Annotated in this window: 12 protein-coding genes; 7 read left to right on the top strand and 5 right to left on the bottom strand. The window is 63.2% G+C overall.

The window, feature by feature from the left end; translation table 11 throughout:
- Positions 1 to 62: 62 nt before the first annotated feature.
- On the bottom strand, positions 63 to 1,436 hold the full coding sequence (locus ACPPVR_RS38060; protein WP_426611616.1) for an LLM class flavin-dependent oxidoreductase: 1,374 nt from the start codon (positions 1,434 to 1,436) through the stop codon (positions 63 to 65).
- Between the two features lie 253 nt (positions 1,437 to 1,689).
- On the opposite strand from ACPPVR_RS38060, the gene ACPPVR_RS38055 reads away from it, so the two are divergent.
- The 6 genes from ACPPVR_RS38055 to ACPPVR_RS38030 all read left to right on the top strand — a co-directional run bounded on the left by ACPPVR_RS38055 (position 1,690) and on the right by ACPPVR_RS38030 (position 7,487).
- On the top strand, positions 1,690 to 3,075 hold the full coding sequence (locus ACPPVR_RS38055) for a M20 family metallopeptidase (protein ID WP_426611615.1): 1,386 nt from the start codon (positions 1,690 to 1,692) through the stop codon (positions 3,073 to 3,075).
- Positions 3,076 to 3,159: 84 nt separating this feature from the next.
- A complete protein-coding gene (locus ACPPVR_RS38050) occupies positions 3,160 to 4,071 on the top strand; it encodes an amino acid ABC transporter substrate-binding protein (protein WP_426611614.1) in 912 nt (303 codons plus the stop codon).
- Positions 4,072 to 4,329: 258 nt separating this feature from the next.
- Positions 4,330 to 5,061 carry an amino acid ABC transporter permease gene (locus ACPPVR_RS38045; protein ID WP_426611613.1) on the top strand — a complete coding sequence of 244 codons (732 nt, stop codon included), beginning with the start codon at positions 4,330 to 4,332 and terminating at the stop codon, positions 5,059 to 5,061.
- A 4-nt stretch (positions 5,062 to 5,065) separates the two neighbouring features.
- Positions 5,066 to 5,758: an amino acid ABC transporter permease gene (locus tag ACPPVR_RS38040; protein ID WP_426611612.1), complete on the top strand. Its 693-nt coding sequence runs from the start codon at positions 5,066 to 5,068 to the stop codon at positions 5,756 to 5,758.
- Positions 5,759 to 5,770: 12 nt separating this feature from the next.
- Positions 5,771 to 6,502 carry an amino acid ABC transporter ATP-binding protein gene (locus tag ACPPVR_RS38035; RefSeq protein WP_426611611.1) on the top strand — a complete coding sequence of 244 codons (732 nt, stop codon included), beginning with the start codon at positions 5,771 to 5,773 and terminating at the stop codon, positions 6,500 to 6,502.
- 124 nt (positions 6,503 to 6,626) lie between these two features.
- Complete coding sequence (locus ACPPVR_RS38030; protein ID WP_426611610.1) at positions 6,627 to 7,487, top strand: D-amino-acid transaminase; 861 nt, start codon at positions 6,627 to 6,629, stop codon at positions 7,485 to 7,487.
- Positions 7,488 to 7,619: 132 nt separating this feature from the next.
- Here the strand turns inward: ACPPVR_RS38030 and ACPPVR_RS38025 are convergent, their stop codons facing one another.
- The 3 genes from ACPPVR_RS38025 to ACPPVR_RS38015 form a co-directional block, all read right to left on the bottom strand.
- Positions 7,620 to 8,081: a carboxymuconolactone decarboxylase family protein gene (locus tag ACPPVR_RS38025; protein WP_426611609.1), complete on the bottom strand. Its 462-nt coding sequence runs from the start codon at positions 8,079 to 8,081 to the stop codon at positions 7,620 to 7,622.
- 40 nt (positions 8,082 to 8,121) lie between these two features.
- Complete coding sequence (locus ACPPVR_RS38020; RefSeq protein WP_426611608.1) at positions 8,122 to 9,735, bottom strand: MDR family MFS transporter; 1,614 nt, start codon at positions 9,733 to 9,735, stop codon at positions 8,122 to 8,124.
- A gap of 118 nt (positions 9,736 to 9,853) precedes the next feature.
- On the bottom strand, positions 9,854 to 11,005 hold the full coding sequence (locus ACPPVR_RS38015; RefSeq protein WP_426611607.1) for an HlyD family secretion protein: 1,152 nt from the start codon (positions 11,003 to 11,005) through the stop codon (positions 9,854 to 9,856).
- 138 nt (positions 11,006 to 11,143) lie between these two features.
- On the opposite strand from ACPPVR_RS38015, the gene ACPPVR_RS38010 reads away from it, so the two are divergent.
- Positions 11,144 to 12,055, top strand: a complete 912-nt coding sequence (locus ACPPVR_RS38010; RefSeq protein ID WP_426611606.1) for a LysR family transcriptional regulator — start codon at positions 11,144 to 11,146, stop codon at positions 12,053 to 12,055.
- On the opposite strand, the gene iaaH is transcribed toward ACPPVR_RS38010, so the two are convergent.
- Complete coding sequence (gene iaaH, locus ACPPVR_RS38005) at positions 12,050 to 13,474, bottom strand: indoleacetamide hydrolase (RefSeq protein WP_426611605.1); 1,425 nt, start codon at positions 13,472 to 13,474, stop codon at positions 12,050 to 12,052. The genes ACPPVR_RS38010 and iaaH overlap by 6 nt on opposite strands.
- Positions 13,475 to 13,489: the final 15 nt, after the last annotated feature.

The following is a 13,489-nucleotide window of genomic DNA, read 5'->3' as shown; positions in this document are numbered from 1 at the left end:
CAGAAAGATTCTGGACTGCTTCGCTTCGCTCGCAATAACGAGGAGGGAGCGAACTCTATCCCTTACTTCCCCACCCGATACCCCGCCGCCGGATGCGGCGCATCGAGCCTTGCGCGACCCGCGCCGAACAACTTCTCCCGCAGCGTGCCCTTGGCGTATTCCGGCTTGTAGCGCCCGCGCTTCGTGAGTTCCGGCACCAGCATGTCGGCGATGTCCTCGAAATCACCGGGCGAGATCGCAAACGCGACGTTGAGGCCGTCGACGTCGGTCTTCTCGAACCAATCCTCGATCTTGTCAGCGACGCTCTCCGGCGTGCCCACCACGACCGGCCCCGCACCGCCGACGCCGACATGCTCGATGACGTCGCGCACGGTCCAGACGCGGTCGGGGTCGCCGCGGGTAACGTTGTCGAGCGCGCTGCGGCCGGCATCGTTCTGGACGTGACGGACCTGCTGGTCGAGCTCGTAGCCGGAGAAGTCGATGCCGGTCCATCCCGACATCAGCGCCAGGGCGCCTTCCGGACTGATGTGTGACCGATAATCGGCATATTTCGCCGCCGCTTCGGCTTCCGTGTTGCCGAGGATGATCGTCATCATGTTGAACATGAGGATCTCGGCGGGGTTGCGTCCAACTGCAGCGGCCTCCTGGCGGATCGCGGAGACCCGCGGCGCAATGATCTTGGCCGATGGTCCCGACATGAACACGCATTCGGCATGCTTCGCCGCGAACTGCCGGCCGCGCGGCGAGGTGCCGGCCTGGTATAGCACGGGCGTGCGCTGCGGCGACGGCTCGCTCAGGTGAATGGTGTTGTTGATGCGGTAGTTCGCGCCCTCATGGTTGACGCGATGCACTTTTGTGGGATCGGTGAAGATGCCGCGCTTGCGGTCGCGGACCACCGCGCCGTCCTCCCAGCTCCCTTCCCAGAGCTTGTAGACCACCTCCATATATTCGTCGGCGATGTCGTAGCGATCGTCATGCCCGGTCTGCTTCTCCTTGCCGGCGCCGCGCGCAGCGCTGTCGAGATACCCGGTGACGACGTTCCAGCCGATCCGCCCCTCGGTGAGGTGATCGAGCGTCGACATCCGCCGTGCGAACGGGTAGGGCGGCTCGAAGGACAAATTGCTGGTGACGCCGAAGCCCAGATTCTTGGTCACCGCGGCCATGGCGGAGAGCAGCAGCAGCGGCTCGTTCGATGGCGTCTGTGCTGCATTGCGCAAGGCTGCGTCAGGGCTGTTGCCATAGACGTCGTAGACGCCAAGCACGTCGGCTAGGAACAGACCGTCGAAGCGGCCGCGTTCCAGCGTCCTGGCGAGATCGATCCAGTAGGGCAGGCGGTTATATTCGGCGGTGCGGTCGCGCGGATGGGTCCACAGGCCCGGTGATTGATGCGCGACGCAATTCATCGCAAATGCGTTGAGCCTGATCTGCTTGGCCATGCTGGTCCCCCGGCGCCCTGTACTGAGCGCTCTTCGAATGATAGATGTGCGCCCCAATTTGGCGAAGTTCTTGCATATAACCGGCCCTTGGCAAGGCCAAAATCGGCAGGCTCCAGCCCTTGGCAAGCTAATCTCAAGAGAGCAAGAACGAAATCCCAAGAACGATCTAAAGAACTGTCCAAGTCCCCGCCACTTTCGAGCGCCAGTGTAGCCCGCCACGCTCGCCCGCCTCGAGACCTTGAAAAAGCTAGCCATGACCAGAGCCGACGCCATCGCCCGCGCCCGTGACGATTTCAAATCCGGCGTGTTCCTCGCCGAGCTCGACCGTCGCGTCGCCTACCGGACCGAAAGCCAGAATCCGTCGCGCGGCGCCGAGCTGCGCGGCTATCTGGAACAGGAGATGGTGCCCGCATTCGCCGCGCTCGATTTTACCAGCCGCCTGGTCGAATCCCCGAGCGGCAAGTCGCCGTTCCTGTTCGCCGAGCATCATGAGAGCGCATCTGCGCCGACCGTGCTGATCTACGGCCACGGCGACGTCGTCGACGGCATGGAAGGCGAATGGCGCGACGGCCGCGATCCCTGGCGCGCGACGGCATCAGGCAATCGCCTCTACGGCCGCGGCACTGCCGACAACAAGGGCCAGCACAGCATCAACATGGCCGCCCTTCGCGCGGTACGTGAGGCCCGCGGCGGCAAGCTCGGCTTCAATGCCAAATTCATCGTCGAGATGGGCGAGGAGATCGGCTCGCCCGATCTCGGCAAGGTCTGCGATCTCAATCGCGACGCGCTCAAGGCCGATTTGTTCATGGCCTCCGACGGGCCGCGTCTGTCGGCCGACCGTCCCACGCTGTTCCTCGGCTGCCGTGGCGGCATCCGCATCCATCTCGATGTGAATTTGCGCGATGGCGGCCACCATTCCGGCAATTGGGGCGGCGTGCTCGCCAATCCCGCGACCATTCTGGTCAATGCGATCTCAACGCTGGTCGACGGTCACGGCCGCCTCCAGCTCGACGCCCTGAAGCCGCCGCGGCTCACCAACCAGATCAAGAGCTATCTTGCCGACGTGCAGGTGGTGCCTACCGAGGACGAGCCGGCGCTCGCGGACAACTGGGGTGAGGACGGATTGTCGGCGGCCGAACGGCTCTATGCCTGGAACACGCTCGAAGTCCTGGCGATGTCATCAGGCAATATCGAGAAGCCGGCCAATGCCATTCCCGGCCACGCCAATGCGGTGCTGCAACTGCGTTTTGTGGTCGGCACCAAGGTCGAGGGCCTGATCGACGCCGTCCGGGCGCATCTGGTCGCAAAGGGTTTTCCGATGGTCGAGGTGCGGGCCGCACAGAGCTTTGCCGCCTCGCGCACCGATTTCGACAGCCCCTGGATCAAATGGGCGGCGGCTTCGGTGCAGGAGACCACCGGCAAGGCGCCGGCCGTTTTGCCGAACTTCGGCGGCTCGCTGCCCAACGACGTGTTTTCCGAGATGTTGGGCCTGCCGACGATCTGGGTGCCGCACTCCTATCCCGGCTGCTCCCAGCATGCGCCCAATGAGCACATCCTGCTGCCATTGACCGAAGAGGCCTTGACGGTGATGGCCGGCCTGTTCTGGGATCTTGGCGAATTGCCGCGGCCATTAACCTGAGACGCGATCCATTCGAAAGTCACATTCTATTCCGGCCTGATTTGTGCTTGCATCCGGCCGCATCATCCTGAAAGGGGAGAAAAAGTGAAACATTTCCGTCACATCGGCCTCGCGCTCGTCGCGACCTTCGCCGTGAGCCAGGCTGGGGCCGAAGAGCTCACTGGCACGCTGAAGAACATCAAGGACACCGGGGCGATCACGCTCGGCTTCCGCGATTCCTCGATCCCGTTCTCCTATCTCGACGACAACCAGAAGCCCGTCGGGTTCGCGATGGACATCTGCTACAAGATCGTCGACGCCGTGAAGAAGGAGCTCAAGCTCGACAAGCTCGAGGTCAAGCTCAACCCGGTGACGTCGGCGACCCGCATCCCGCTGATGGCGAACGGCACGATCGACCTCGAATGCGGTTCGACCACTAACAATGCCGAGCGCCAGAAGCAGGTCGCTTTCACCAATACCCACTTCCTGACCGCCAGCCGCTATGTCTTCAAGAAATCGAGCGGCCTCAAGTCGATCGACGATCTCAAGGGCAAGACGGTGGTCTCCACCGCCGGCACCACCAACATCAAGCAGCTCACGGAAGCTAACGTCGCGAAGAGCCTCGGCGCCAACATCATTCCGGCTAAGGACCACGCCGAATCCTTCCTGATGGTCGAGACCGACCGCGCGGTGGCGTTCGTCATGGACGACATCCTGCTCGCGAGCCTGGTTGCCGGCTCGAAGACGCCGGATGACTACGTCATCTCCAAGGATGCGTTCTCCAAGCCCGAGCCATACGGCATCATGCTGCGCAAGGACGACGCGCCCTTCAAGAAGGTGGTCGATGCGGCGACCGCTGCGCTCTACACCTCCGGCGAGGGCCAGAAGATCTACGAGAAGTGGTTCACGGCCAAGATCCCGCCGAAGGGCCTCAACCTCAACACCCCGATCTCGGCCGAACTGAAGAACGAGTTCGCAAAGCCCTCGGACTCGCCGAATCCGGACGACTATAAGTAAGGATGCTCTTTGCCTCTCCCCGCTTGCGGGGAGAGGCCGGAATTCAAGCGGAGCTTGAATTCCGGGTGAGGGGGACTCTCCGCGAGTCCGACTTTCATCTCCCTCGCGGAGAGTCCCCCTCACCCTAACCCTCTCCCCGCAAGCGGGGAGAGGGAATTCCGGAGGAGAGTGGCCGGACATTTGCATAGGCACCCAAGACCTATCTCAACAAGACCTATCTCAAGACATCTGTGATTGGCGCGTTCGCGCGGGGGGCACGTGAACTATCACTGGAACTGGGGAATTTTCTTCGAGCCGAACCCGATGGGGACCGGCACCTATCTCGACATGCTGTTGTCGGGACTGGTGCTGACCCTCAAGACGGGTGTGCTCGCCTGGATCATCGCTCTGATCTTCGGCTCGCTCGTCGGCGTCATGCGCACGCTGCCGTCCAGGGGCGCCTCTTGGTTCGGCTTTTGCTGGGTCGAGTTCTTTCGCAACATGCCGCTGCTGGTGCAGCTGTTCCTGTGGTTTTTTGTGCTGCCGGAGTTGCTGCCGAAGTCGGCGGGCACCTGGCTGAAGCAACTGCCGAACGCACCGTTCTGGACGGCGGCGATCGGCATCGGCTTCTTCATGTCGGCGCGCGTCGCCGTGCAATTGCAGGCCGGCATCGGCTCGCTGCCACGCGGGCAGAAGATGGCGGCGACCGCATTGGGCCTGACAACTGTGCAGGGCTATCGCTATGTGCTGCTGCCGATGGCGTTTCGTATCATCCTGCCGCCTCTGACGTCCGAGTTTCTCAACACCATCAAGAACACAGCTGTGGCCATCACCATCGGCCTGCTCGAGCTGACCGGACAGGCGCGCTCGATGCAGGAATTCTCGTTCCAGGTGTTCGAGGCCTTCACTGCCGCGACCCTGCTCTATCTCCTCGTCAACGCCGTTGTCGTGACCGCGATGCGCTTCCTCGAGCGCTACGTCGCGATCCCCGGCTACATCACGGGGAAATAGCGCAATGTTCTCTAATCTCGATTTCGACGTCATCCGCCGCTCGCTACCCTATCTGTTCTCCGAGGGCATGACGTTCACGCTGACGCTGACCGCGCTCGCGGCCCTCGGCGGCCTCATCTTCGGTACCGCGATCGCGCTGATGCGACTGTCCGGCTACAAGACCCTCGGGCGCATCGCCGGCCTCTATGTCGACTTCATGCGCTCGCTGCCGCTGGTGTTGGTGATCTTCTGGTTTTACTTCCTGGTGCCCTATATCGGGCAGTGGTTGACCGGCGCCTCACGCCCGATCAGCGTCGGCGCGTTCGCATCCTCGCTCATCACCTTCATCATGTTCGAGGCGGCATATTTCTCCGAGATCATGCGGGCCGGCATCCAGTCGATCTCGCGCGGTCAGCCGGCCGCGGCCAACGCTCTCGGCCTGACCTACGCCCAGACCATGCGCTACGTCGTGCTGCCGCAGGCGTTCCGCAACATGCTGCCGGTGCTGATCACGCAAACCATCGTGCTGTTCCAGGACACCTCGCTGGTCTACGTGCTCTCGATCACGGATTTCCTCGGCGCAGCCAGCAAGATCGCGCAGCGCGACGGCCGCCTGGTCGAAATGTATCTGTTCGCTGCCGTCGTCTACTTCACCATTTCCTGTATCGCGTCCTTTGGCGTCCGCCGTCTCCAGGCGCGCATCGCCATCATCCGCTAGAGCAAGCCGGTCATGATTGAAATCAGCCACGTCGACAAATGGTACAGCACGACTTTCCAGGTGCTGACCGACTGCACCACCAGCGTCACCAAGGGCGAGGTCGTCGTCGTCTGCGGTCCCTCGGGATCGGGAAAATCGACGCTGATCAAATGCGTAAACGCGCTGGAGCCGTTCCAGAAAGGCGATATCTCGGTCGACGGCACCAAGGTCAACGACCCCAAGACCAATCTGCCGAAACTGCGCTCGCGCGTCGGCATGGTGTTCCAGCACTTCGAGCTGTTTCCGCATCTCAAGATCATCGACAATCTCTGCCTCGCCCAGCAGAAGGTGCTGGGACGGTCGTCCGACAAGGCCGTGGCGAAGGGCATGGCGCTGCTGGATCGCGTCGGCCTGAAGGAACAGGCGCAGAAGTTTCCCGCGCAGCTGTCCGGTGGTCAGCAGCAGCGTGTGGCGATTGCGCGCGCGCTCGCCATGGACCCGATTGTCATGCTGTTCGACGAGCCGACCTCGGCGCTTGACCCGGAAATGGTCAGCGAGGTGCTCGACGTCATGGTCGACCTCGCCCATGAGGGCATGACCATGATGGTCGTCACCCATGAGATGGGCTTCGCCCGCAAGGTCGCAAATCGCGTGATCTTCATGGACCGCGGCGAGATCGTCGAGGATGCGCCGAAGGACGACTTCTTCGGCAAGCCCCGCAGCGACCGCGCGCAGAAGTTCTTGTCGAAGATTTTGTCGCACTAACTCCCCTCGTCATCCCTGGGCTCGCGACTGCGTCGCGCCCCGGAATGACGCGAAGTGGGGTTTATCGGGCTCACTAAATCCCGTATACGGACAGGCAAATCCTATTCCCGCCAGGAGACCTGCATTGGACTCGATCGCCTACGTCAACGGCTCATTCGTCCCGCTCTCGGATGCCAAGGTCTCGGTTCTCGACCGCGGCTTCCTGTTCGCCGACGGCATCTACGAGGTCTCGGCCGTGCTTGACGGCAAGCTGGTCGACAACGCCTCGCATCTGGCGCGGCTGGAGCGTTCGGTCGGCGAGATCAAGCTGAAACTGCCGGAGACGGTCGAGCGCATCACCGAGATCCAGAAGGAGCTGATCGCACGCAACAAGGTCGAGAGCGGCCTGGTCTATCTCCAGGTCACGCGCGGCGCCGACAAGGGCCGCGACTTCGCCTTCCCCAAGGGCGACGTCAAGTCGAGCCTGGTGATGTTCACCTCCGAGAAAGACATCATCGGCGCGGCCTCGGCCAAGACCGGCATCAACGTCATCACGGTGCCTGACATCCGTTGGGAGCGACGTGACATCAAGAGCGTGGCGCTGCTCGCGCAGGTGCTGGCGAAGCAGGCTGCTGCGGAAGCCGGCGCCGGCGAGGCCTGGATGCTGGAAGACGGCTACGTCACCGAAGGCGGCTCGTCGTCCGCGTTCATCCTGACCAAGGACGACGTCATCGTGACGCGGAAAAATTCCAACGCGATCCTGCCGGGCTGCACCCGCAAGGCCGTGGTCGCGCTCGCCGAAGAGCGCCAGCTCCGCGTCGAGGAACGCTCCTTCACGGTTGCCGAGGCGCTCGCCGCCAAGGAAGCTTTCGCCACCTCGGCCTCGCTGTTCGTCCAGCCGGTGGTCGCCATCGACGGCAAGAAGGTCGGCGACGGCAAGCCCGGCCCGATGGCGACGCGGCTGCGCGAGATCTACGTGGAGTTTGCCAAGGCGACGGCGGTTTAGACCACACACGCCGCCGTCATCGCCCGGCTCGACCGGGCGATCCGGTACTCCGTGACGTCAGTGATGGAACCGAGATGCCGCGGCGTACTGGATGCCCGCTTTCGCGGAGGCATGACAGCGAAACACCGCCCCTCACGCCACCGACGCTTTCACCTTCACCGGATGCACAGCGCGGAACGCGATCGCGAGCCTGTTCCAGGCATTGATGGTCGCAATCAGCATGGTCAGGTTGACCGTCTCCTCCTGGGAGAACTGCGCGCGGACCGCTTCGTAGACATCATCGGGCGCGCGCGTCTCGGAGATCAACGTCACCGACTCGGTCCAGGCCAGCGCGGCGCGCTCGCGGTCGGTGTAGAGCGGGGATTCGCGCCAGGCGTTGAGCAGATAAATGCGCTGCTCGGTCTCGCCGCGCTTGCGGGCGTCCTCGGTGTGCATGTTGATGCAGAAGGCGCAGCCGTTGATCTCGGAGGCCCGGATCTTGACGAGTTCGATCAGCGATTTCTCGAGACCCGTCGACTGGATATGCGTCTCCAGCGCGGTCAGTGCTTTAATGGTGTCGGGTGCGGCCTGATAGAAATTCATGCGAGGCTTCATGGTCGTTCTCCTAGTCTTAGGTTGATTCTTCGGGCCGTGGTCAGTGGGCGCCGCCGGCCGAAGCTTGGCCGGCTTTCTTCAGGAACAGGACGGCGATCAAGGCGACGATCAGCGCCATGCCGAGCAGATAGAAGGTGTCGCTGAAAGCGAGGATATAGGCCTGCTTCTGCACGACATGGCCGATCGCGACATAGGCGCGATGCGCGGCATCAGTACGGTCGAGGACACCGTGGTTGATGAAATACTGCGTGAGCTGTTCCAGCCGCGTGCGGGTGGCCTGCTCGAACACCGACACGGACTGTGTCAGCACGTTGGAGTGATACTGCTCGCGCTTGGTCAGCACGGTCTGGAGCAGCGCGATGCCGACGGCGCCGCCGAGATTGCGCATCATGTTGAACAGGCCGGAGGCCGAGCCCGCATTCTCCGGCTCGATGCCGGCGGTTGCGACCGCCGACAGCGGTGCCAGCACTAGCGCTTGGCCGATCGCACGGACGATGTTGGGCCACAGCAACTGGTCCGAGCCATAGTCGTTCGTCATATAGATGTTCATGAAGTTGGAGGCCGCGAACAGGACGAAACCGGTGCCGATGATGATCCGTGCATCGAAGCGCTGCATCAGCCGCGGAACCAGCGGGATCAGCACGAGCTGCGGCAATCCTGTCCATGCCAGCACCATGCCGATCTGCTCGGAATTGTAGCCCTGAATCCGCGACAGATATTGCGGCAGGATGAACACCGAACCGTACAACGCGACGCCGAGCAGGAAGTTCGCGAGCATGCCGAAACCGAAATTACGGCGGACCAGCAGGCGCAGGTTCAGTAGCGGCTTCTTCACAGTGAGCTCGATGATCAGGAAGGCGGCCAATGCGACTGCCGCGATGACGGACAGCTTGACGATGAAGGGCGACCCGAACCAGTCGTCCTTGTTGCCTTCTTCCAGCACGGTCTGAAGCGCGGCGAGACCGATCGCCATGGTGATGATGCCGGCCCAGTCACCCTCCGCGAGCAGCGACAGCTTCATCGGCTTGGCGTCGAGCGCGTACCAGAGCATTCCGACCATGATCGCGCCGGGCACGACGTTGACGTAGAAGATGTACTGCCAGCCAAAATTCTCGGTGAGATAGCCGCCGATGGTCGGGCCGATCGCCGGCGCAAACGTCGCCGACAGCGCGAACAGCGCGAGGCCGACCGGCTGTTTTGCACGCGGCAGCAGCGTGATGATCAGCGTGAAGGCCATCGGGATCAGCACGCCGCCGGTAAAGCCCTGCACGGCGCGCAGTACGATCATCTGCGGCAGGTCCTGCGCAAGTGCGCAGGCCGCTGACAGGACCAGGAACAGGATCGCGTTGGTGAGCAGATAAATCCGGATCGAGAACACCTGCGCGAGCCAGCCGGATAGCGGGATCACCACGATCTCGGCAATCAGATACGAGGTCGAGATCCAGCCGCCGTCATCGATGCCGGCGCCGATTGCACCCTGGATGTCGGCGAGCGAGGCGTTGACGATCTGGATGTTCAGCACCGCCATGAAGGCGCCGAGCGTGGCGCCGATCACGGCGATCCAGGTCTTGGCTGAAACGGTCGGAGCGGCGGGAGCCGCGGCCGGGGCGGGGATGCTAGCGGCGGCGTTGAGGGCCGGTTGGAGCGTGGTCATGGAAGCCTCGTCTCGGTTGCGGAGACAGGATGCATTAGGCGGATGGTTTCGATAATCGTGTGAGTTTCGGAAGGATCATCCGGCAGGACTTGATAATCCCGCCGGGAACCTCTCGGCGTCAGCCGCCGTTCGGCCGCGTCGCGTTGTCGGCGACGCGCTTGGCGATCTCGCGCTCGGCGAGCACGGTGGCCTTGGTGTCGACGGTCGGCACCGCCGACATGCCGGGGCGCAGCAGGCCGGTCAGGCTGTAATCGTCGAGGACGATCTTGACGGGGACGCGCTGCACGATCTTGGTGAAATTGCCGGTGGCGTTGTCCGGCGGCAGCAGTGCGAATTCGAGCCCGCTCGCCGGCGACAGGCTGTCGACATGGCCGTGGAGCGTCTGCTTGCGAAAGCTGTCGACGATCAGCTCGACCGGCTGACCGGCGCGCACGTTGGTGAGCTGCGTCTCCTTGAAATTCGCGACCACATAGACCGCGTCGAGCGGCACCACCGCCATCAATTGCGTGCCGGCCTGCACGAACTGTCCGACGCGCAAGCTACGGGCACCGACCGTGCCGTCGACCGGCGCGGTGATCTCGGTATAGGACAGGTTCAGCTCGGCCTGATCCGCGACCGCGCGGGCATGTTCGAGCTGGGCTGTGGCCTGGGCGCGCTGAGTGGTGAGCACGTCGACCTTGCGCTGTGCGGCCACGAGGCCCGATTTGGCGTGCTGCAATTGTGCGTCGCTGGCGCGTAGCGCCGCATCGGTCTGCTGTGCGCGCTGGATCGTGCCGGAGCCCGACTTCATGAGGTCGTCGTAGCGGGCGCGCTCTTCCTGGGCGAATTTCAGATTGGCGTCTGCTGCCGTCACGTCGGCCGTGCTCTGCTCGATGATCGGCTGCTGTAGCTCGAGCTGGGCATCGAGGTTACGCACCGAGGCTTCGGCCGCTGCCACATCAGCGCGGGCCTGGCTCAGTGCCGCCTTGAAGTCGCGGTCGTCGATCTTCGCCAGAATCTGGCCGGCCCTGACCTTCTCGTTGTCGCCGACCAGCACCTGGGCGATGTAGCCTGAAACCTTCGGCGCGATGATCGTGGAATCAGCCTTCACGTAGGCGTCGTCGGTCGATTCCAGGTAGCGGCCGGTGGTCAGATAATTATAGCCAAAGTCGCTGGCGGCGGCGATGCCCAGGGCAAGTGCCAAAGCAACGGCCGCCCGCTTGATTGCCTGCCGGGATGGCTTGAGGCCGATTTTCGCATTTGTTTCAGTGACATAAGTGGCGTTCGACATGGCATCCTCCGGATTCCAGACGTCCCGGTCCGAAGGGGCGCGCTGTTGACGCGCGGAAGATGCGCTGTCCCGGCCCTTGTGATAATCCGCCAAAAAGTAAAATCATTGTCCACCATTACTGCATAATCCGGGGCGCCCATGGATCGCTTCACCAGCCTCACGGCCTTCGTCCAAGTGGTCGACAACGGCGGTTTTTCCGCTGCCGCACGCCGGCTCAACATGTCGACGACCATGGTGAGCAATCATGTCCAGGCGCTGGAGGACCGGCTCGGCGTCCGGCTGCTCAACCGCACGACGCGAAAGGTGAGCCTCACCGAAATCGGTCAGACCTATTACGACCGCTCGACGCAGATCCTCGCCGACCTCGAACAGGCCGACGACATCGCGGGCGAGTTGCAGTCGGCGCCGAGGGGCACGCTACGGATCCACGCCGCCACCCACATGGTGCCGCTGGTCGCCTCTGTCGTGGCTAAATTCCTGTCCACATATCCTGAGGTCAAGGTCGACCTGCGCATGGGCGAGGCCGATGTCGATCTGATCGAGGAGGGATACGACATCGCTTTGCGCATGATTGCGCCACCGGATTCGAGCCTGATCGTCCGCCGCCTCGCCACCTGGCGGCACGTGCTGTGCTGCTCGCATGACTATCTCGAAAGGCACGGCCGGGTGCAGCAACTCGCCGAGCTCACCGGGCACAATTGCGGGCGCCACCTGAGCTATCCCTTCGGCGATGAGTGGCGCTTCCTCGATCGCAAGGGCGCACCGGCATCAGTGCGCATTTCCGGCAGGCTCGTCACCAACAGCGGAGAAGCGTTGCGGAACATGGCGCTGGAGGGTACCGGGGTCTGCCTGATGGCCGGGTTCCTGGTGCAGGACGACCTTGAAGCCGGCCGGCTAGTGCGCCTGCTGCCGGAATATCGGCCGGTCGAGATGTCCATGAACGCGATCTATCCGCATCGTCATCATCTGTCCGCGAAGGTCAGAACCTTCATCGACATGCTCGTGGCCCACAGCGCCGAGCAGCAGAAGCTGATCAATCCGTATTCATGATCGACGGAGCGGTGGCGGCAGCCGCCCGAACACGGCGTCAAGCGCCATGCCGATCCCAAGCAGCCGGCGATCGCTTCCGGCCGGGCCGTCCAGTTCGAGGCCGATCGGCAATCTGCTGGTGGCGCCGAGCGCAATCGGAATCTGGATGCCGGGAATACCGGCATTGCTGCCGGGGTCAGTGTTCTGGATGAACAGTCCGAAATTTTCGAGGCTGCTGGAATCCGGAGTCGAAGCAATCGCGACGCGCGGCGTGGTCGGGAAGGCGATGGCGTCGAGCTTGTTTCCGGCAAACGTGTTGCTGTAGAGCGCCTGAAGCGCCGGCCGCGCGGTGTTGATCGCGGCGTCATAGATCGGCTTGGCGTCGAAGAGCGAGTTATCGGGGCCCGGCAATTTGCGCGGAATGACCAAGCCATCATAGGTGCCCTTCACATCGGCACTGGAGATGTCCTTCGCCAGCACCTCGATGCTGAGGCCAGTGCCGGTGGGCTTGAGATACGCGACCAGATCGTCATAGGCCTCGTACAGCGCGACGGGAAAGCTGACCTGGCCGTTGAGCTCGGCCAGCTGCTGCATCTCGATCTCGACCACAATGATGCCTTGAGCCTTCATCTGCGCAACTGCGGCATGGAAAGCGACCTCGGTGTCGGCATCGAGATTGGTCAGCATCGTCTTCGCGATGCCGATCCGCACCTGCTTCAGATCGACTGGCGCAACGGCGTCGCCCGTGATGACGCGATCCAGCAGTGCGACATCGGCCATGGTCGCGGCCATCGGGCCCGCAGTGTCGCGGGTGTGCGAGATCGGCGCGATGCCCGCTTGCCGATAGCGTCCGAGGGTCGGACGTAGCGAGGAGCATCCGTTCAGTGCGGCGGGCACCCGGACCGATCCGCCGGTGTCGGTGCCGAGCCCGCCCGCGACGATCCGCGCGCCGATCGCGGCTCCCGTTCCTGAGGAGGAGCCGCCGGCGATCAGGGCGCGGTCATAGGCGTTGCGCACGCCGAATTCGGGGCCGGTCTTGAATGCGGTGTTGTAGCCGGAGATGCCGAAGGCGAGTTCGTGCATGCTGGTCTTGCCGATGATGATCGCGCCTGCGGCGCGCAGCTTTGCAACAACCGGCGCATCGGCTTTCGGAACGTAGTCCTTCAGCGCAGGCGTGCCGGCACTACAGGGCAGTCCCGCGACTTCGATATTGTCCTTGATCACGATGGGAACGCCGCCGAGCTGCTTGTCTTTGTCGCCCTTTGCATCGAATGCGGCCGCGGCCTTCAAAGCGCCGGCTTCATCGAGGGTGACGAAGGCGTTGAGATCAGCGTTGGACTTGGCGCGGGCGAGCGCTTCCGTGGTGAGCGCCGCGCTCGTGACTTTTCCGGCGCGAAGATCCGCTGCAGCCTGGCTCAGGGTCAACTGATCTAAATCCATAACGCCACCCGATTG

Origin of the sequence: Bradyrhizobium sp. McL0616, assembly GCF_049993385.1 — a bacterium.
GTDB lineage: Bacteria > Pseudomonadota > Alphaproteobacteria > Rhizobiales > Xanthobacteraceae > Bradyrhizobium.
The sequence above is the reverse complement of the archived record's forward strand: the minus strand, read 5'-3'. Positions and strand labels throughout refer to the sequence as shown.